17 protein-coding genes are annotated in these 19,410 nt (G+C 75.1%); 9 read left to right on the top strand and 8 right to left on the bottom strand.

All coding sequences use genetic code 11. From position 1 onward, the window contains the following. Positions 1–78: 78 nt before the first annotated feature. From MICAU_RS08255 to MICAU_RS08240, 4 genes are all read left to right on the top strand, one after another. Positions 79–777, top strand: coding sequence for a sigma-70 family RNA polymerase sigma factor (locus MICAU_RS08255; RefSeq protein ID WP_013284847.1), 699 nt, complete (start codon positions 79–81; stop codon positions 775–777). Continuing rightward, positions 774–1,553, top strand: coding sequence for an anti-sigma factor family protein (locus tag MICAU_RS08250; RefSeq protein ID WP_013284846.1), 780 nt, complete (start codon positions 774–776; stop codon positions 1,551–1,553). The genes MICAU_RS08255 and MICAU_RS08250 overlap by 4 nt, the downstream gene beginning before the upstream one ends. Positions 1,554–1,758: 205 nt before the next feature. After that, positions 1,759–2,418 carry a COG4315 family predicted lipoprotein gene (locus tag MICAU_RS08245; RefSeq protein WP_013284845.1) on the top strand — a complete coding sequence of 220 codons (660 nt, stop codon included), beginning with the start codon at positions 1,759–1,761 and terminating at the stop codon, positions 2,416–2,418. A 148-nt stretch (positions 2,419–2,566) separates the two neighbouring features. Beyond that, the gene (locus MICAU_RS08240) at positions 2,567–3,481 is read left to right on the top strand and encodes a DNA-3-methyladenine glycosylase family protein (protein ID WP_013284844.1); all 915 of its coding nucleotides are present in this window, start codon (positions 2,567–2,569) and stop codon (positions 3,479–3,481) included. A 4-nt stretch (positions 3,482–3,485) separates the two neighbouring features. Here the strand turns inward: MICAU_RS08240 and MICAU_RS08235 are convergent, their stop codons facing one another. Next, positions 3,486–4,007, bottom strand: coding sequence for a DUF1990 domain-containing protein (locus MICAU_RS08235; protein WP_013284843.1), 522 nt, complete (start codon positions 4,005–4,007; stop codon positions 3,486–3,488). Between the two features lie 55 nt (positions 4,008–4,062). On the opposite strand from MICAU_RS08235, the gene MICAU_RS08230 reads away from it, so the two are divergent. Beyond that, positions 4,063–4,551, top strand: coding sequence for a GNAT family N-acetyltransferase (locus MICAU_RS08230; protein ID WP_013284842.1), 489 nt, complete (start codon positions 4,063–4,065; stop codon positions 4,549–4,551). Between the two features lie 60 nt (positions 4,552–4,611). Here MICAU_RS08230 and MICAU_RS08225 read toward each other — a convergent pair whose 3' ends face one another. Next, on the bottom strand, positions 4,612–5,034 hold the full coding sequence (locus MICAU_RS08225; protein ID WP_013284841.1) for an SRPBCC family protein: 423 nt from the start codon (positions 5,032–5,034) through the stop codon (positions 4,612–4,614). Positions 5,035–5,287: 253 nt separating this feature from the next. Next, positions 5,288–5,500, bottom strand: a complete 213-nt coding sequence (locus MICAU_RS08220; RefSeq protein WP_013284840.1) for a hypothetical protein — start codon at positions 5,498–5,500, stop codon at positions 5,288–5,290. A 136-nt stretch (positions 5,501–5,636) separates the two neighbouring features. Here MICAU_RS08220 and MICAU_RS08215 point away from each other — a divergent pair, with 136 nt between their 5' ends. Beyond that, positions 5,637–6,749: an ATP-dependent DNA ligase gene (locus MICAU_RS08215; protein WP_013284839.1), complete on the top strand. Its 1,113-nt coding sequence runs from the start codon at positions 5,637–5,639 to the stop codon at positions 6,747–6,749. 19 nt (positions 6,750–6,768) lie between these two features. Continuing rightward, positions 6,769–8,373 carry an alpha/beta hydrolase gene (locus MICAU_RS08210; protein WP_030274700.1) on the top strand — a complete coding sequence of 535 codons (1,605 nt, stop codon included), beginning with the start codon at positions 6,769–6,771 and terminating at the stop codon, positions 8,371–8,373. A gap of 45 nt (positions 8,374–8,418) precedes the next feature. Here MICAU_RS08210 and MICAU_RS08205 read toward each other — a convergent pair whose 3' ends face one another. Next, the gene (locus MICAU_RS08205) at positions 8,419–9,696 is read right to left on the bottom strand and encodes a YncE family protein (RefSeq protein ID WP_013284837.1); all 1,278 of its coding nucleotides are present in this window, start codon (positions 9,694–9,696) and stop codon (positions 8,419–8,421) included. A 172-nt stretch (positions 9,697–9,868) separates the two neighbouring features. On the opposite strand from MICAU_RS08205, the gene MICAU_RS08200 reads away from it, so the two are divergent. Continuing rightward, entirely contained in the window at positions 9,869–11,017 is a 1,149-nt protein-coding gene (locus MICAU_RS08200) for an RsbRD N-terminal domain-containing protein (protein ID WP_013284836.1), read from the top strand. 47 nt (positions 11,018–11,064) lie between these two features. Further along, positions 11,065–11,517 carry a GNAT family N-acetyltransferase gene (locus tag MICAU_RS08195; RefSeq protein ID WP_013284835.1) on the top strand — a complete coding sequence of 151 codons (453 nt, stop codon included), beginning with the start codon at positions 11,065–11,067 and terminating at the stop codon, positions 11,515–11,517. Positions 11,518–11,563: 46 nt separating this feature from the next. On the opposite strand, the gene MICAU_RS08190 is transcribed toward MICAU_RS08195, so the two are convergent. From MICAU_RS08190 to MICAU_RS08175, 4 genes are read right to left on the bottom strand one after another with little or no spacing between them, the layout of a single operon-like run. Further along, positions 11,564–12,289: an ABC transporter ATP-binding protein gene (locus tag MICAU_RS08190; RefSeq protein ID WP_013284834.1), complete on the bottom strand. Its 726-nt coding sequence runs from the start codon at positions 12,287–12,289 to the stop codon at positions 11,564–11,566. Continuing rightward, entirely contained in the window at positions 12,289–13,323 is a 1,035-nt protein-coding gene (locus MICAU_RS08185; RefSeq protein WP_013284833.1) for an ABC transporter ATP-binding protein, read from the bottom strand. Before MICAU_RS08185 ends, MICAU_RS08190 begins: the two co-directional genes overlap by 1 nt. A gap of 1 nt (position 13,324) precedes the next feature. Continuing rightward, entirely contained in the window at positions 13,325–16,054 is a 2,730-nt protein-coding gene (locus tag MICAU_RS08180; protein ID WP_013284832.1) for an FtsX-like permease family protein, read from the bottom strand. Further along, on the bottom strand, positions 16,051–19,236 hold the full coding sequence (locus MICAU_RS08175; RefSeq protein ID WP_013284831.1) for an FtsX-like permease family protein: 3,186 nt from the start codon (positions 19,234–19,236) through the stop codon (positions 16,051–16,053). The genes MICAU_RS08180 and MICAU_RS08175 overlap by 4 nt, the downstream gene beginning before the upstream one ends. Positions 19,237–19,410 lie beyond the last annotated feature (174 nt).

The raw sequence follows: 19,410 nt of genomic DNA, 5'->3' as shown, positions 1-19,410 counted from the left end.
ATCGGCTGATCGCTGCGTATCCCCGGGCGGCCATGCCCGTGGGGGGCCGGCTGATGTCATTGGACAGCGGAGGTCTGCATGCATGCGGTGGCGGCCGGCTGGCACGGCGAGGTGGCGCGGCCCGAGTGGATGTTCGCCCGGGCACAACCACACTCGCGCGCCTCGCGTTCGGGCCGGGGGGTCGACGCCCGGTCCACCGATCGCCAGAATGACCCGGTGCCGCCGCGACCCGCTCCCGGACGCCACCAGGCGACCTCCGCCGAGGCCAGCCACTCCGACCAGTTGATCCGCCTGCTGTACGCCGAGCACGCCGGCCCGCTGCTGATGTTCGTGATGCGGCTGACCGGCGGGGACCGGCAGCGCGCCGAGGACATCGTGCAGGAGACGCTGCTGCGGGCCTGGCGCAACGCGCACCGGCTCGGCGTGCAGGGCCAGGGCTCGCTGCGCCCCTGGCTCGTCACCGTGGCCCGGCGGATCGCCATCGACGAGCACCGCAGTGAGCAGGCCCGCCCACCCGAGACGTACGACCGGGATCTGACCATGTTCGCCGAGTCGGACAGCACCGACCGGGTGCTGCGCACGATGACCGTAGCGGACGCGCTGCGTACGCTGAGCCAGTCGCACCGGGAGATCCTGGTGGCGACCTACTTCCGGGGGCGCACCGTGCCGGAGGCGGCCGAGGAGCTGGGGCTCCCGCTCGGTACCGCCAAGTCACGGGTCTACTACGCGCTGCGCGCGTTGCGCACGGCTCTGCAGGAGAGGGGGGTGACCGAATGAGCCGGGCCGATCACATGGACGTCGCCGCGTACGCGCTCGGCGTACTGGACGCGCAGGACGCGGAGCGGTTCGAGGAGCACCTGGCCACCTGCTGGGCCTGCGCGGCGGAACTGGAGACGATGGTCCCGGTGGTGGGACTGCTCTCCGGCATCGACGGCGAGGCGATGGCCGCGCTGGAGCAGACGCACACCGATCCGGCGCTGCTGGACCGGACACTGATGGCGGTACGGCGGGACCGCCGTCGTACCCGGGTGCGGCAGTTGCTGGCGACGGCGGCGGCCGTGGTGGTGTTCGGCGGCGCGAGCGCGGCGGCGGCCGGGATGCTCGGCGACGATCCGGCGCCGCCGCAGGCCGGGCCGACGCAGGCCGCGCCGAGCGTGGCGCCGAGCGGCGAGCCGGGCAACCCGAACGACCCGGGCGTCGGCGGGAAAGAGGACATCGAGGGCGACCAGCACAACGCGACCGACCCGGGGACCGGCGTGCAGACCACGATGTGGCTGGCCCGCAAGGAGTACGGCACGCAGATCGCGGTGCAGCTCAGCCGTCTGCCGGGGCCGCGCACGTGCCGGCTGGTGGTGGTCCGCAAGAACGCCACGAGCGAGGTGATCTCCACCTGGTCGGTGCCGGTCGGCGGCTACGGGACGAACCAGAACCAGCTTCCGCTGGAGCTGAGCGCGTCCACCTCGGCCCCGGTGCGCGACATCGACAAGCTCCAGGTGCAGTCGGTCGACGCGAACGGCGTGGCCAGCACGCTGGTGACGGTGGACGACATCTGATCTGGTGTGCCGACGGCGCCGGGTGGCTGAGCCACCCGGCGCCGTCGCGTCGTGCCCGGGCCGGCGGACCCCCTCGTGTTGACGCACGCATGCCGGCTTCCATCGGTTCAATCGGTCCACTGTGAAATGTGCCACCCTTGCGGGTTCAACCTTGACAGCACCGCGCCCGTACTACTCGGCGAACTGCCAAGAACGAGGAGGGCACGTGGCACACCACAAGCGGACGACCGTCATCGTCGCGAGCGCGATGGTCGCACTTACGGCCTGCGCCCCAGCGGGCTACAACGGGGCGAACTCGGGCGCGGCCGAGCCGGTCGCCGTCGCCGCGGCCGAACCCACCGCGGCGGCCGAACCGGAGGCGTCGGCGGCTCCCGAGGAGGAGCCGGTCGCGGACAAGGCGCCCCCGGCCAACGTGAAGATCACCGACGAGCTGGTCGGCAAGAAGCTGCCGCGGATGGGCCGCGTCGTCACCGACCAGGACGGCTGGGTGCTGTACCGGTTCGACAAGGACTCCGACGACCCGCCGCAGTCCAACTGCGTGGACAAGTGCGCCGAGGTGTGGCCGCCGTCGCTCACCGACGGCAACCCGCAGCTGCGTGGCGTCTCCGACGACAAGGTCGGCACCATCACCCGTCAGGACGGCACCCGGCAGCTCACCATCGGCGGCTGGCCGGTCTACCGCTACATCGGCGACAAGAAGCCCGGCCAGTGGAAGGGCCAGGGCGTCGGCGGCACCTGGTTCGTGGTCGACCCGAACGGCAAGAAGAACCTGACCTGCCTGCCGACCGGCACGCCCAAGGCGGTCGTGCCGCCCGCGGCGGGCAGCTCGGACAGCTCCGGCGGCGGCTCGGACTACTCGTACTGACACCGCAGGACACGGTGACCGGTCGCCGCCGGGGAGGGCGCGGCCGGTCACCGTCGCGAACCCCGGGAGGCGGGCCGCACCGGCATCGGCCCGCCTCCCGGCCAGGCGTGCCCGGCGTCACGGCCGGGCCGCGTGGCAGAGTGGCCTGGTGACCTCGCCCGACGCCCGCCGTACGCTGCGCCCGCCGGCCGGCTACCGCCTGGCCCCGTCGGTGCGGGCGCTCACGTTCAGCCCGTACGACCCGTGTGCGCGGATCGCCGCCGGCACGTTCTGGTGGGCCACCCGCACCCCGGACGGCCCGGCCACGCTGGCGCTGCGCCCGTCCGCCGGCGACCTGCTGGCCGAGGGGTACGGCCCCGGCGCGGCCTGGGTGGTCGACCGGGCCGACCGGATCGCCGGGCTCTGCGACGACCTGACCGGGTTCGCCGCGCTCGCCGGTACGCACCCGCTGGTGGCCCGCCTGGCCCACACGCACCACGGGCTGCGGATGCCCGCCACCGGCCAGATCTTCCCCCGGCTGCTGCGGGCGGTCTTCGAGCAGAAGGTCACCGGCAAGGAGGCGTACCGGGCGTACGCCGCCACAGTGCGGCACTTCCGGGAACCGGCGCCCGGCCCGCTGCAACCACTGCTGCTGCCGCCGGAGCCCGCCGCGGTGGCGGCCACGCCGTACTGGGTGTTCCACCCGTTCGGGGTCGAGCAGCGGCGCGCCGACACGCTGCGCCGCGCGGCGGCCGTCGCGGACCGGCTGGAACGCTGCGCCGACTCGGCGGAGGCCACCCGGCGGCTCACCGCCATCCCCGGCATCGGGCCGTGGACCGCTGCCGAGGTGGTGCGGATCGCGTACGGCGACGCGGACGCGGTGAGCGTCGGCGACTACCACGTGCCGAACACCGTGGCGTGGGCGCTGGCCGGTGAGGCGCGCGGCGACGACGCCCGGATGCTGGCGCTGCTGGAGCCGTTCCGGGGGCACCGCGGCCGGGTGTGCGTGCTGCTGGAGGCGGCAGGCGTCCAGGCCCCGAAGTACGGCCCGCGCGCCCCGATCCGCTCCTTCGCCCGCTACTGACCGGTCAGCGCCGCCGGCACAGCCGCCGCAGCGTCCGCCCCAGCCACCAGGCGTACGCCCGCTGGAAACCCGGCACGACCGGCCCGCCGGCCCGCACGTACCAGTGCGCCGGGCGGCTGAACGCGGTCACCTCGAACCAGACGCCGTCGACGCCCCGGGTCACCAGGAACGCCTCCTCACCGACCTCCGGATGCCCGGGCAGCGTGCCGTAGCCGAACCCGGCCCGGTCCGGTTCCTCCACCGTCCAGACCACCTCGGTCGGGCCCCACAGCCGCACCGGGCCGACGCCCAGCCCCGGCGTGACCCGTACCCCGGGTGCCGCGCGCGGCGCGTCCGCGCGCATCACCACGCCGGCCGCGCGGTGCAGCCGCCAGCCCAGCACCGCGTCCGCCGCCAGCGGGAAACCGCCGTCCGGCAGCCGGACCCGGTGGCGCAGGTGGTGGTAACCGGCCGGCAGGGCGCCGTCGCGGGTCGCGCCCACCTCCGGGTACGTCAGCTCCGGCACGCCGGTCACCTCCACGCTCATGGGAACACCCCAGCCAGCGTACGGCCGCCCGGGAACGCTGTGGTGAGCTGAGCCGGTGACCGACGTGACCATCGCCCCCGCCGGCCCCGCCGACGCCGGGGAGATCCTCACCGTGCAGCGTGCCGCGTACCTGGTGGAGGCGCAGCGCTACCGCGACGTGTTCCTGCCGCCGCTGACCGAGACGCTGGACGAGGTACGGGCGGCGCTGACCGGGCCGGACGTGGTGCTCGCCGCCCGGCGCGGCACCCGCCTGGTCGGCTCGGTCCGCGCCCGCCTCGACGGCGACACCGCCCACGTGGGCCGTCTCTCGGTCGCCCCCGACCAGCAGGGCCGGGGCGTCGGCGGACGGCTGCTGGACGCCGTCGAGCACGCCTGCGCCGGCCGGGTGACCCGGTTCGCGCTGTTCACCGGCGCGGACAGCGCGGCGAACCTGTCCCTGTACGCGGGCCGCGGCTACCGGGTGGTGGCGCACCGGCCGGACGAGAACGGCAACCGCCTGGCCGTGCTGGAAAAGACGGTCCCTGAACCTCCGGACGGCGCCTGAGCGGGCGCTCCGGCCCCGGTCAGCGGGCCTCGCAGCGGTGCCCGAGGCCGTCCGCCTCGGTCAGTTCCGCGCACAACGGCGCCTGAGCCCGTCCGCCTCCTGCCGCAGGTAGCGGCGCATGGTGGAGCCGCCGAGCAACCCGACCAGCCAGGCCAGCGGACCGGTCTGCACCAGGATCAGCTCGGCCCGGGTCCGCCCGTCCTCCAGCGGGATCAGCCGGTGCTCACCCCGGGTGCGCACGCCGGGGCTCGCCGACTCCCAGGCGAACGAGTACGGCGGACAGATCTCCACGACCCGCCACACGGCCGGGCGCAGCCGGGGCTGCTCCAGCCGGGCCGTCGAGCCGAGGAGCAGCGGACCGGGCTCCAGCCGACGGGCGGCGGTGACCGACGGCGTCCACTCGGGCCAGCGCTCGACGTCGCTCTGCACCTCCCAGACCCGGTCGACGTCGGCGGCGATCTCGACGGACTCGGCGAACCGCATGGGCTTCTTCCCTCCCCCGTGGACGGTCCACTCAGCCTATGCCCGCCCTCCGCTCGCGCGCCGCCCCTCGCCCTCGCTCGCCCGCTCTCGTCGATCTTGGAGTTGTGGCGCCCAGGATGTCCGTTCGGCGAAGTCTATGAGGTGCCACAACTCCAAGATCGGCGGTTCGCCCGGGCCGGAGATGCCCGGCCCCAGGGGTCACCCGGCGTTCCGCCGCTCGGTGCCGGCCGACAGGCGGTTCGCCCCGGCCGGGTCAGGCGGCCTCGTGGAGATCGGCCAGGGAGACCGGGGCGTACCGCTTCAGCAGGTGTTCCAGCTCGGCGACCGAGCCGACCTCGCCGAGGACGTTCGCGCCGCCGCCGTGCTCCGGCGGGTAGCGGTGCGACAGCCGGTAGCGGTAGCGGCCGCGGACCAGCTCGACGCTGACCCGCCAGCGCCCGCAGCATTCGCAACTCCACTCCGGCACGCCGCGACGGTAGCTCTGACCTGCGGTTCCACCATTCGGGCGGCGGTGACGAACGCGGCCGGGACGGGACACGGCACCCGGCCACCGGCGGTGATCTGCCTCACCACTGTCGGTGGGGTCTGGTTGACTGGTCGCCGTGGACCTGCCGATCAACCCTCCGGTCGAGCCGATGCTCGCCAAGAGCGTCGCCGAGCTGCCCACCGATGCCGGTCTGACCTACGAGCCGAAGTGGGACGGCTTCCGCTGCATCGTGTTCCGCGACGGCGACGAGGTCGAGCTGGCCAGCCGGGGCGGCAAGTCGATGACGCGCTACTTCCCCGAGGTGGTCGAGCAGGCCCGCCGGCAGCTCCCGGCCCGGTGCGCGGTCGACGGCGAGCTGATCGTGATCCGCCGGGACGGCCCGGGTGGGCAGCCTCGGCTCGACTTCGAGCTGCTGGCCCAGCGGATCCATCCGGCCGCCTCCCGGGTGAAGCTGCTGGCCGAGACCACCCCGGCCGACTTCGTCGCGTTCGACCTGCTGGCGATCGACGACGAGCTGCTCGTCGACCAGCCCTATCCCCGGCGGCGGGAGCGGCTGGAGCAGGCGCTGTCCGGGGTACGCCCGCCGGTGCACGTGACGCAGGTGACCACCGACCCGGAGACGGCCCGCCGCTGGTTCGACGTGTTCGAGGGCGCCGGGCTGGACGGGCTGATCGTCAAGCCGGCCGACCTGCCGTACGAGCCGGGCAAGCGGCTCATGTTCAAGGTCAAGCACGCCCGCACGATGGACGCGGTGGTGGCCGGTTTCCGTTGGCACAAGTCCGGTCCGGTGATCGGCTCGCTGCTGCTCGGCCTCTACGACGACGACGGCGTGCTGCACCACATCGGCGTCAGCTCCTCGTTCACCATGGCCCGCCGCAAGGAGCTGCTCGACGAGCTGGAGCCCTACCGCGACGTCGGCGGTGAGCACCCGTGGGTGCACGGCGACCACGAGCGGGGCCAGCGCATCCCGGGCGGGGTGAGCCGGTGGACCGGCGGCAAGAACCTGGAGTGGGAGCCGCTGCGTCCGGCACTGGTGGTCGAGGTGGCGTACGACGCGATGGAGGGCGACCGGCTGCGGCACACCGCCCGGTTCCTGCGCTGGCGACCCGACCGTGATCCCCGCTCCTGCGACTACGGTCAGCTCGACCGCCCGATCCGTTACGACGTCGACGAGGTGCTGCGCGGCGATCCGGCAGCGACGGTCGGTGACACCCGCGGCCGGGCGTAGCCTGACGGTCGACACGATCATGGAGGGCGCCCACGTGACCCGCTTCCCCGAACGGACCCGCCGGTTCCGGCCCGTCCTGGCCGCGTTCGTCGCGGCGGTGGTGCTCACCGCCGGCTGCACGCTGCCGGCGTTCGCCCCGCGCGCCGAGAGCGAGGGCGAGGCCGCCCCGCCGGGTACCGCGCCGGAGTGGCGGGCCTGCCCGGAGGTGCCCGACGAGCTGGTCGGCCGGGGCGCGGCGGACATGCGCTACGACTGCGCCCGGATCGCCGTGCCGCGCAACTGGGGCACCGGGGCCACCACCGGCGCGACCGCCGGGCCGGGCGCCGGTGAGACGTTCGAGATCGCGCTGATCCGGGCCCGCTCGACCAAGCAGCGCGACCGGATCGGCTCGCTTGTCATCAACCCGGGCGGTCCCGGCGCGTCCGGCGTCGACACCGCCGTCTACCTGTCATTCGGCCCGGCGTTCGGCGGCCTGCCGACGGCGATCACCGACCGGTTCGACATCGTCGGCTTCGACCCACGCGGGGTGGCCCGGTCCAGCCCGGTCAAGTGCATCTCCGACGCCGACCTGGACGCCAGCTTCGGCTACGACCCCGACCCGGAGAGCCAGTCGTCGTTCGACGGCTTCGTCGGCCTCAACCGGCGGGTCGGCGAGCGCTGCGGCGCGAAGTACGGCGACCAGCTCCCGCTCTACGGCACCGAGCAGGCCGCGCGGGACATGGACGCGGTCCGCGCGGCGGTCGGCGACGACAAGCTCACCTACCTCGGCTACTCCTACGGCACGCTGCTCGGCGCCACCTACGCGCAGCTCTACCCGCAGCGCGTGCGCGCCCTGGTGCTCGACGGCGCGGTCGACCCGCAGCAGAAGCTGATCGCCGGGTCGGAGAGCCAGGCGAAGGGCTTCGAGCGGGCGTTCGACAACTTCACCAGGTGGTGCGCGGCGAACGCGGGCCGCTGCCCGATCGCCCCGGACGCCCGCGGTGCGGTCACCGACGCGATCGCCAAGGCGAAGACCTCCCCGGTACGCGCGCAGGACGGCCGCAAGGCCACCGCCGGCTGGGTCTTCTACGCGGTGATCTCGTCGCTCTACACCGAGCAGGGCTGGCAGGAGCTGGCCCGGGCGATCGACGACCTCCAGGGCGGCGACCCGGACGGCGTGTTCAAGCTGGCCGACGCGTACGCGGGCCGCGAGCCCGACGGGCACTACTCGAACCTGTTCGACGCCAACCTGGCTGTCAACTGCGCCGACGAGACCGAGAAGCCGTCGCGCGAGCAGGTCCGCTCGCTCCAGTCGCAGTGGCGGCAGAAGTATCCGCTGTTCGGTCCCGCCCTGGCGGTGGGGATGCTGGGCTGCGTGGAGTGGCCGGGCGAGCGGGATCCGTATCCGACCGGCCGGGCGAACGGCGCCCCGCCGATCCTGGTGGTCGGCACCACCGGTGACCCGGCCACGCCGTACGAGCAGACGCCCGCGCTCGCGTCGATGCTCGGCGTGGGACGGGTGCTGACCTGGGAGGGCGAGGGGCACACCGCCTACCCGCAGACCTCGTGCGTGACGTCTGCGGTCGACGCGTACCTGATCTCACTCACCGTCCCCCGGGAGGGGCTGCGCTGCCCCGCCCGGTGACGGCGTGACCGGCGGTCGGGGTGCGGACGCCGGCCGGGCCGGCGGTCAGCCGGCGGCCGGGGGCGTCCAGCCCTCCGGGATGTGTCCGATACGGACGCGCTGGGGGTGGTCGCCGACCGGGACGCTCGCGACCTTCTGCCCGGTGGCGAAGTTGATCGCGGTGACCTGGTCCGCGCCGGATTCGGAGATCACGCAGTCCCGGCCGTCCCCGCTGACGGTGGCCCAGTACGGCTTGCTCGCGGGCACCAGCGGTCCCTCGCGCAGCGTGGCCCGGTCCAGCACCGTGGCGTAGTCGTCCATGGTGCCGGCGACGCAGATCCGGGTGCCGTCGGGGCTCATCGACAGGCCGTGGTGCCGGGAGTCGTTGACCCAGGTGGTGCGGTCCTCGCTGGTGGCCGGGTTCTTCGGCAACGTGGCGACGCGGGTGACCCGGTCGGTGGCCACGTCGTACTCGACGACGCCGTTGAAGAAGGACACCTGGAAGTAGAGCCGGCTGCCGTCCGGGGTGAAGACGGCGGGGCGGACCGCGTCGGAGAGGTCCCGGCGGCCGGCGGCGTCCAGCCGGTCCCGCATGTCGATCACCTTGACCACCTGGTACGTGCTGGTGTCGGCGACTGTGATCCGGCGGTCGCCCTTGGTCCAGTCGAGCCACGGCGCGTCCAGGTCGGTGTTGACCTCGCCGATGGACATGTTCCACAGCCGGGTGCCGCCGTCGGTGTAGATGTTCTCGTGCGGCTTGTCGCCGGCGCCGAACGAGCCGAGTTGCGCGCCGGTGCGGATGTCCAGCACGTGCACGGTGTTGGAGGTGGAGGCGGAGACCGCGACGCGGGTGCCGTCGGGCGAGACGGCCATGTGGTCGGCGCGGTAGCCGGAGACCGGGAACCGCCAGCGCAGCGCGCCGGTGGCCAGGTCGATCGAGACGACGTCGGCGAAGCTGGGCCGGGACACCACGAGCGCGGTGCCGTCCGGCGTGGTGTACATGTCGTCGATGAGCTGGTCGTGGCCCTCCCCCGGGCCCTGCCGGATGCCGAGGAAGAACGCCAGCTTGATCGGGTTGAGGTAGATCTCGCGCAGCCGCGCGGCGCGGTCCGGGATCACGTTGATCCGGCCGAGCCTGGCGTAGTCGCCGCGGGACCGGATCACGTCGGCGGTGCCGTCCCAGTTGTTGCCGACGAACATCACCTCCTGGAGCGCTGCCGCGGCGGCGGCCGGCGCGGGCGCGGTCACCAGCGGCGCCGGCGCGACCAGGGCGAGCGCGGCCAGCACGGCCAGGCCGGCGCGGCGGCGGCGGGTACGGGACGGGTGCTGTGGCACGGGTGTCATGGACGCCTCCTGGCAGCCGGTACGACATCGACGTTTCTCAGTGGCGCGAGCGGTGTTACCTTGCGGTAACAACCAGGAGAGCAATCGGCCGCCCGCCCGGGCTAGGGACCTGACGCCAACGCCCGCGCGGCCCGGTTGTACCGCGTCGACAACCGGAGGGCGGCGGACGCCGATGACCCGGATCGGACAGGCCCCGACGTTCGGCGCGCTGCTGCGCGACCTGTCCGCCGATCCGGCCGCTGTCGACGAGGTGGCGCGGGCGGCCCGCGCGGACTCCCCCGAGGTGGCCCGGCTCCCGGCCGACGAGGTACGCCGCCAGGTCGTGCTGCTGCTGACCAGTGGCCTGGGTGCGCTGGAACGCCGCGAGGACCCGGCCGGACGCGACTTCGCCGAGGCCCGGCGGCTGGGCGCGGACCGGGCGGCGCAGGGCGTCTCGGTGGCCGGTCTGCTGCGCGGGGTGCAGGCCGGGCGGGACCGGGCGGTGGAGCTGGTGGTCCGGCACGGGCGGGCCGCCGGCATCCCGGACGAGGTGCTGCTGGAAGGGCTGCTCACCATCGGCCGGTACGCCGCGGCGGTGGAGCGGGCGGTGGTCGACGGGCACCGCGGCGCCGAACGGGAACTGGCACGTACCGGCGCGGCGGCCCGGGCGCACCTGCTGCGGCGGCTGCTGCGCGACGGCCCGGCGGGCCTGCCCCCGGCCGAGCTGACCCGGTTCGGGCTGCGGCCGGACGGGCGCTACCACTGCCTGGTCGCCGCCCCGCCCGACCCGGTCCGGGCGTACGCGCTGCACCGGCAGCTCACCGCGCGGGGCGGCCTGCTCGGCACGGTCGGGGACCGGCTGGCCGGGCTGCTGCCGCGACCGCCCGACGCCGCGCCGGCCGACATGCTGACGCTGGTGGCGCCCGCGCAGCCGCTGGCGCGGGCCCCGGACATGTACGCGCTCTGCCTGGCGGCGCTGGCCACGGCCGCCAATCGGCGGCTGCGCGGGCTGCGTCAGGTCACCGACCTGGCCGGGGAGACCGCGCTCGCCGCCCAGCCGCTGCTGGCCGAACTGCTGCGGGGCACGCTGCTCGGCGCGCTCGACCCGGCCGACGAGTTCCACCGGGAGCTGGCGGGCACCGCGCTCGCCTGGCTGCACCACGGCCAGCGCCTGGACCAGACGGCCGCCGAGCTGCACGTCCACCCGAACACGGTGCGCTACCGGCTGCGGCGGCTGCGGGAGCTGACCGGCGGGCCGCCGGTCGAGGAGGGCGCCCGGTGCACGGTGCCGGAGACCGTGCACTGGTGGTGGGCGCTGCGGAGCTGGCTGGACGACGGCTGACGCCGCCCGGGCCACACCGGCGCGCGGCGCTGTGCCAGGCTGGCCCGGTGACCGAGGTGATCTTCCGGGAGGCGGTCCGCGCCGACCTGCCCGCCGTGCTCGCGCTGCTCGCCGACGACGTGCTGGGCCGCACCCGCGACCTGCCCGAGGTGGACGAGGCGTACGAGCGTGCCTTCGCCGACCTCGACGCCGACCCGCGCAACCATCTGATCGTCGCCGACGACGGCGGGGAGCTGGTGGGCTGCTTCCAGCTCACGTACATCCCGGGGCTGGGCCGGCACGGCGCCGAACGCTGCCTGATCGAGTCGGTGCGGGTCCGCTCCGACCGGCGCGGCCGCGGTCTGGGCCGGACGATGATGCGCTGGGCGATCGACAGGGCCCGGGAACACGGCTGCGCGCTGGTGCAGCTCACCACCGACAAGCAGCGCGCCGACGCGCACCGGTTCTACCGCGACCTGGGCTTCGTGGCCAGCCACGAGGGCATGAAGCTGGCGCTCTGACCCGGCACCGGGCCGCCGCCCGGAGGCGCGCGGCCCGGCACCCGGATCAGTCCTCCGACACCAGCCGGCCGTCGCGCAGTGTGAGCGTACGGTCGGCCAGCTCGATGAGCGCCGGGTCGTGCGTGGCGACGAGCGCTGTCATGCCCCGGGCGTGCACCACCGCACGCAGCAGGTCCATGATCGACCGCCCGGTCTCGGAGTCGAGCTGACCGGTCGGCTCGTCGGCGATCAGCAGGTCCGGTTCGTTCGCCAGCGCCCGGGCCACCGCCACCCGCTGCTGCTGCCCGCCGGACAGCTCGTACGGGCGCTGCGCCGCGTGCCCGCCCAGCCCGACCAGCTCCAGCAGCACCGCGACCCGCTGCTCCCGCTCGGCCGCCGGCACCTTGGCCAGCCGCAGCGGCACCCCGACGTTCTCCGCCGCGGACAGGATCGGCACCAGGCCGAACGTCTGGAACACGAACCCGATGGTGCCCCGGCGCAACGACAGCAGCTCCCGCTCACCTGCGGCGGTGACGTCGTGCCCGGCCACCCGGATCCGCCCGGCGTCCGGCCGGTCCAGGCCGCCGACCAGGTTCAGCAGCGTGGTCTTGCCGGCGCCGGAGCGGCCCCGGACGGCGACCAGCTCGCCGCGTCCCGCCGTGAACGAGGCGTCCCGCACGGCGTGCACCGCGTGCTCACCCTTGCCGAAGGTGCGGCTCACCCCCTCGACCCGGACCACGTCGTCGACGGCCGTCCCCGGCACCGCCGGCAGCACCACTGTCTGGTCGGTCATCACTCACTCTCCTCGCCGTGCGCCCGGTCGCCGGGGCGCACCTCGACGTGGTCGGGTTCCAGGTTGAGCCGGACCCGGTCGCGCAGGGACAGCGCCTCCACGAACTGCGCCGGCAGTTGCATCCGGCCGGTGCGATCGAGCACCGCGTACTCCTCGCTGACCATCTCGGTGCCGCCGTCGGCGGTGACGCGCGCGGTCCGGCGTACCTCGGAGGCGGTCCGGCCGTCGCGGATCGCGACGGTACGGCGGACCTGGCCGGCCACGGCGTGGTCGTGGGTGACCACCACGATGGTGACCCCCAGTTCGGCGTTGATGGTGCGCAGCGCGGCGAAGACCTCGGCGCCGGTGGCCTCGTCCAGCTCACCGGTCGGCTCGTCGGCGAAGAGGATCTCCGGGTCGTTCGCCACCGCCACGGCGACCGCGCAGCGCTGCTGCTCGCCGCCGCTCATCTGGCCCGGCCGGCGGTCGGCGCAGTAGCCGACGCCCACCATGTCCAGCAGCTCACGGGCGCGTTCCCGCCGCTTGCGCCCTCCGCCGGCCCGGCCGGCCAGCTTCATCGGCAGTTCCACGTTCTCCAGCGCGGTCAGGTACGGCAGCAGGTTGCGGCCGGTCTGCTGCCAGATGAAGCCGACCACGTCCCGCCGGTACGCGAGCCGCCGCTTGTTCGACAGCGACAGCAGGTCGTAGTCGGCGACCCGGGCGATGCCCGCGGTCGGGGTGTCCAGCCCGGACAGGATGTTCAGCAGCGTCGACTTGCCGGAGCCGGACGCGCCGACGATCGCGACCAGTTCGCCCCGGTCGATCACCAGGTCGAGGCCCTGGAGCGCGACGACCTCGACGCCCTCGGTCTTGAAGATGCGCACCAGGCCGTCGCAGACGATGTGCCCGCGCAGCCGGTCGCGCCCGCCGGCCCGTTCGGCGGCCCGCTGGGCGGCGCGCTGTTGCAGCGACGCCAGGTCCGGTACGGCCGACGACGGTTCGTCACGCGGCGTGAGACGCGCCGGGCCCGGGTGGCCGGAAGCGGTCGCGGTCATGTCAGCTCTCCTCTCCGAGCCGCAGCACCTCGCCGAGGCGCAACCGGCGGTTGTTCACGGCTTCCACGGTGATCGCGAAGCCGAGGGCCAGCATGGCCAGGACCGACACCCCGGCCACCAGGCCGGGTTCGAAACTCGGGCGCACGTCCACGCCCCCGGTGAAGGCGGGCAGCCCGAGCACCGGTGTGAGCAGCAGCGGCAGCAACGCGCCGACCACCGCTCCGGTGAGCACCGACACCAGCACCAGCGGCGTCAGCTCCACCATCAGCAGTCCGCGCCACTGACGGCGGGACAGGCCCATCGTGCGCAGCCGGGACAGCACCTGACCGCGCGAGCGGGCCCCGGCGAGCACGGCGAGCGCGAGCCCGAGCAGCCCCAGCGCGGCGCCGCCCCCGGCGCCGAGCACGAACCCGAACACCAGCAGGCCGTTCACGCCGGTGCCGCCCAGGTCGGCGCGCACTGCCGAACGGGTCGTCACCTCCGGCGCGCGGGCCTTGTCCCCGGCGTCGACCTCGCCGATGCGCAGGTAGCGCCGCTGCCCGTCGCTCGCGACCCGGTCCACCTCGGCCGCGTCCACGCCGGACCCGGCGAGCACGAAACCGGTGGGCGCGAGCTGGTGCGGGGCGTCGGCCGGCAACGCCGGCCACGGCAGCACCACGAACCGGCGTATGCCCTCGCCCACGAGCGCGAACTCGTCGACTGTGGCGGCGGTCCGCACCGGCAGCCGGTTGCCCTGCACGTCCAGCCAGGCGGGCCGCTCACCTCGGGCGTCGGCGAGCCCGGCGTCGGCCAGTTCCCCAGCCACCGCCGGAGACACCAGCGCCGGCAGCGGCGTGCTCCCGTCGGTGCGGGCCCGCACCGGGTCGGGCACGTCCACCGGTACGCCGGCCTCCCGTGCCACGTCGGCGAACCGCTCGCCGTCCACGAGCACCACGCGCAGCTCGGTGACCGGGGCGGGGCGTCCGGCGCGGTCAGCGTACGGACGTTCGGCCGGCACTGTGAGCAGCGGCGCGACAGCGCGTACCCCGGGCAGCGCAGCCAGCTTCTCCGCGGTGTCCGGCGTGAAGCGCTCCCCGCGTACCAGCAGGTCACCGGGCACGGCCTGGGCGGCGGCGGTGTCCCGGCCGGTCTCGATGCCGGTCGCCACCACGCCGCAGAACGCGGCGGTGGCGACGGCCAGCACCACCACGACCAGCGGCCCGGTGGTCGCGGCCCGGCCCGCCCGGGCGGTGCCGAGGAACGCGACGCTGCCGGGCGCCCGGGCGGCGACGCGGCTGACCAGCCGCAACGGCCAGGGGTACGCGCGCAGCGCCAGCAGCGCCGCCGCGATCGCCAGCAGCACCGGCACGGAGACCAGCAGCGGGTCCACCGAACCGGCGGTGAGCCCGCGGCGGCGCAGCAGGAACGCGCCGAGCACGGCGAGCCCGAGCACTACCACCTCGACGGTGAGCCGGATGGCGGGTGACCGGCCGCCCAGGTCGGCACGTCCACCGGCTCGGCGGCCGACGGCGAGCGCGGCGAGCGGCGGCAGCAGCGTGGCCAGGAGCGCGGCGATCACCACCCAGCGCCACGACGCCCCGGTGCCGGGCAGCAGCCCGCCGAGCAGCCAGCCGATCCCGGCCGCGGCCGGCAGCACCAGCAGCGACTCGGCCAGGCCGCGGCGCAGCACCGCGCCGGTCGAGCCGCCGCGTGCCCGGATCAGGTGGAACTCGGCGCGGCGGCGGCGCGCGGCCAGCCGGGCGGCCAGCAGCGTCAGCCCGGCCAGCGTGGCGAGCAGCCCGGCGGCGATGACCGCGAGCAGGGTACGCGCGGCGGCGAGCGCGTCGGCGAAGCGCCGCAGCGGGATGTCCACGCCCTGGGTGAGGGTCATCTCGATCTGGGCGGGCCGGGCCCGGTCCAGCCCGTCGACGCCGGCGATCAGCGCGTCGAGACGGCCGGGTTCGAGCCGGTCCGGGGCGATCCGGTACCGCCAGCCGAAGCTGACCGGCCAGCCGGTCGCGCCGGCCTCGTCGACGCCGCCGTCGGCGGTGTAGGCGACGCCCACGAACGGGTCGCCGTCGCCCTCGGGCGGGGAGAGCTTGAGCATCGACGGCAGCGTGTCCCAGACACCGTCGGCCGGGTCGTTCGGCCGCCACACACCGACCAGGTGGACCGGGAGGGACTTGAGCACGTTGTCGTCCGGGTCGAGCATCAGGAGCAGGAACCGGTCGCCGGTCTTCACGCCGAGCGTGCCGGCGATCGTCTCGGCGAGCGTCACCTCGACCGTGCGGGCCGGGGCGACGGGACGTTCCGGCCACCGCCCGTCGACCAGTGTGGCCGCCTCCTTGATGCCGGTACCGGCGCGCAGGTGCACGTCGATGAGCCCCTTCTCGGGGGCGAGTGTCGGGCCGCGCAGCCGTCCGGGCACGGTCTGGGCGACGTACCAGCGCTGGCCGATGGTGTCCCGGACCACGCCGGGCATCGCCTCCTCGATCCCCGCCAGCTCGGCCGCGTGACCGGTCACGGCGGTCCGGGTCGACGGCGGGAACGCGGTCGGCGCGGTGCTGTACGTGAGGTCGCGGCGGGCCACCGGCTGCCCTGCGACGTACTCGGTGAGCCCCTGCCCGGTCAGCCGGTCGGCGACCCGGGGCACGCCGGTGATCAGCAGGGCGGTCACCAGGGTCAGGACGGCGAGCAGCAGGAACTGCCCTCCGTATGCGCGTACCCGGCGCGCGGCACCAGGAAGGCTCATCGTTCTCCTCCGATCCGGAGCTGCGCGGCGGCGACCCGCTGGCGGATGCCTGTGGTGATGAGGGCGGCGAAGGCGAGCGCGGCGAGCAGCAGCCCGGCGGCTGTCGTCCCGATCGGCAGCCAGGGCACTGTGAAGGCCGCCTCGGGCACCGGCCGGCCGGCGGCCGGGGTGAGGATCACCAGCGGCACCATGGTGGCCGCGACGAGGGCGCCGACGAGCATCCCGACGCCGACGCCGATCGCGGCCAGGAACGTCTGTTCCGCGAGGTACGCGCGGGCGAGCAGCCGGGTGTTCGCGCCGAGCGTGTTGAACACGGCGAACTCGGTGAGCCGGCGCCGGGTGGTGGCCCAGACGTCGACCGCCAGACCGACCAGGGCGAGCAGCACCGAGCCGAGCGCGGCGGCCAGCAGCCCGGTGCGCGCGCCCTGCCAGTACGGATCCTCGGCGGCCTCCGCGGCCACCGCCCGCCGGTCGAGCAGCACCGTGCCGCCGGTCGAGGCGAGCGCGTCAGCGGCGGCGGTGTGCCCGCCGGGAGTGGTGCCCAGCCACCACTCGGCCACCGGCCGGACGCCGCCGCTGCGTTCGAGGAGTTGTGTGGTGGCGGTGGGCAGGTCCAGCAGCACCCCGTCGCCCCCGGTGCCGGGCACCGCGGCGACCTGGCCGACCACTGTGACCTCGACCGGCACCTCGGCGACCGACAGCTTGACGGTGTCGCCGGTCTTGAGGCTCATCGCGGCGGCCACGCCGGGGGTGACGAGCACCGGCACCGGACGGTCCGGCGCCTGCGGCACCAGCGCGAACCGGGACGAGGGCACCCGGGCGAACTGCAACAGCCCGGCCGGCACGTCGAAGCCCTGCGTCCCGTCGATCCGGGTCGGGCTCGCCTCGGCGGTGTCGCGCGGCCCGGCGCCCGGGTCGATCACCCGCCAGGACCCCTCCACCGGCAGCTTCAGGGCCGCCCCGGCGGCGTCGGTGAGCCGCAGCTCGTCCAGGAGCAGCCGGTACGAGCTGCCGGTGGCGTCACCGCCGTCGGCCTCGAAACCGGCCAGGCGCAGCGGGACGCCGCCGCTGTCCGGCAGCGGCACCGAGAAGCGCACCGGCTTACCGTCGCCGTCCCCCTCGGCGAGCCGGACCCGCCAGGTGGCCCCGGCGTCGGTGGCGAACAACGCGGTGACAGCCACCCGGGGCCGCTCGTACATGCTCTCGACCGGGGTGCGCACGGTGCCGGACAGCGTCTTCGCCCCCTCGGGCAGGACGCCGCCGGCCGGCGCGGTCCGGCCGTTCGCGAGCCGGTCCAGCAGGGCGCCGGTGGACGCGTCACCGCCGGCGTCGTCGAGCCGGATCATCCCCTTCGCGGCGGCGGCGTCGAACGCCACCACTGTGGCCGGCCGGGCCTCACGGCCCAGGCGTACGTCGTCGCGCCAGGCCGGCAGCACCCGGTCCACGCCGGGCACGGCGGCCAGCTGGGCGGCCCGGTCCGCGGGGGCGGTGCCGTCCCGTTCGGTCAGCCGCAGGTCCGCGCCGACCGTGTGCTGTGCCTGGTCCCGCTGCGAGCGTTCCCAGGAGGCCACCAGCGACCAGGCGAGCGTGCTGCCGCCGACCGCGAGCGCGAGCAGCAGCACCGGCCCGGCGTGCGGGCGCCGGCCCGCCTGCCACATGCCGAACATGGTGGCGTTCCACGTCCGCCGGTCGACGAAGCGTTCCGCGAGCCGGGTGGTCGGCGGCAGCAGCCGCAGCGCGATCACCGCGCCGGCCAGCACGCCGATGGTGGGCGCGGCGGCCAGCAGCGGATCGATGCCGAGGCTGCCGTTCGCGCCGGCGAGCGGCGAGGAGTACTGCCGCAGCTGCGTCCAGGCGAGCACGGCGAGGGCCACCAGCGCGATGTCCACGCTCGCCCGCTGCACGGCCGCTCCCCGGGAGGGCCGCGACCGGGACGCCATGTCCGCGACGTACGTGCCCGCCCGGCGCATCGCCGGCAGCACCATGGCGAGCAGGCAGCCCACCGCCGCGCCGACCGCCACCACCCACACCCGGGCCAGGTCACCGTCGGCCAGCCCCAGGTCCGCGCCCAGGTAGTGGATCGCCTGCCCGGTCAGCGCCGGGGCCAGCAGCAGCGCCGGCGCCACCACGAGCGTCGCCTCGCGTACGGCCAGCCCGGCGATCTGCCCCCGGGCGGCACCCCGGGCCCGCAGCAGCGCGGTCTGCGCCCGCCGGTCCTCGTTCAGCAGCGCCGCCACCAGCACCAGCGCGTACCCGCCGAGCACCACGATCAGCAGCAGCGGGGTGAGCAGCGCGGACCGGCCCACCAGGTCGGCCCGGCTGAGCCGGTCGACGAGCCGGTCCAGGTGGCTGACCTGCTGTGTCGAGGAGCCCAGGCCGGTGGCCTCGGGCAGCTTCGCGGTGATCTCGTCGAGCGCTGTGGTCACGGCGGGCAGCCGGGCCGGCTCGACCGCCACCAGGTCGGGGTCGACCACCCAGGCCGCCGAGGTGGAGCCCGGGAAGGTGCGGGCGAAGTCGGCCGGGTCGAGCGCGAACGGCCCGTACGACGTGATCTCCGCGTCGCCCTGGCTCTCCCCCACCCCCGGGGCGAGACGCCAGTACGCCTCGGACGCGTCCCGCGGCCGCCACGTGCCGACGACCACCACGGTGCCGGCGCGCTCCGCGCCCCTGTCGTACAGCGGCACCCGCTCCCCGACCTCCAGGCTCAGTTGCGCGGCCACCTTCTCCGGCAACGTCACCTGCAACGGGTTGCTGCCGGGCACCGGCCACGCCCCGGCGGCCAGCTCGGCGTGCGCCGGCAGGTCGTCGAGCGTGGCCAGGTTGGCGAACATCGGATCGTCGTCGGTACGGGCGGCGCCCACGTCACCGGTCAGCTCCCGCCCGGTCCCGGAGCGGCTCGCGGCCACTGTGACCGGGGCGCCGCCGAGCCCCTTCGCGAACTGTGCCCGTACCGCCCGGTCCCGCTCGGCGAACGCGGCGGCGTCGGCACCACCGGAGCCGCTGATCAGCAGGCTGCGTTCCTCGGCCGGTGCGGCGTCGAGCACCGCCCGGGCGCCCGCCTCGACGGCCCGGCGGTTGTAGTCGGAGAGCCCGGTGACCAACGCGACCGCGACGAGTGCCGCGACAGCGGCGGCGAGCAGCAGCCCACGGGCCTCTATCGCCCGCCTCCACACCAGCTTCATCCGACGTCCTCTCCTGGCCCCGGCGGGCCGATGCCGAGAGAGAGCAGTGACGCCCACCAAAAGGTTCGCGCCCGTTACATGATCGTTATCGGTCCCCCCGGCCCCCTTCCCCACCCCGCCGCCGCCCCGCCGCCGCCCCGCCGCCGCCCGTCCCCGTCGATCTTGGAGTTGTGG

The organism is Micromonospora aurantiaca ATCC 27029, assembly GCF_000145235.1.
Taxonomy (GTDB): domain Bacteria; phylum Actinomycetota; class Actinomycetes; order Mycobacteriales; family Micromonosporaceae; genus Micromonospora; species Micromonospora aurantiaca.
Note: the sequence above shows the minus strand (reverse complement) of the source record. Positions and strands in the feature narration are given on the sequence as shown.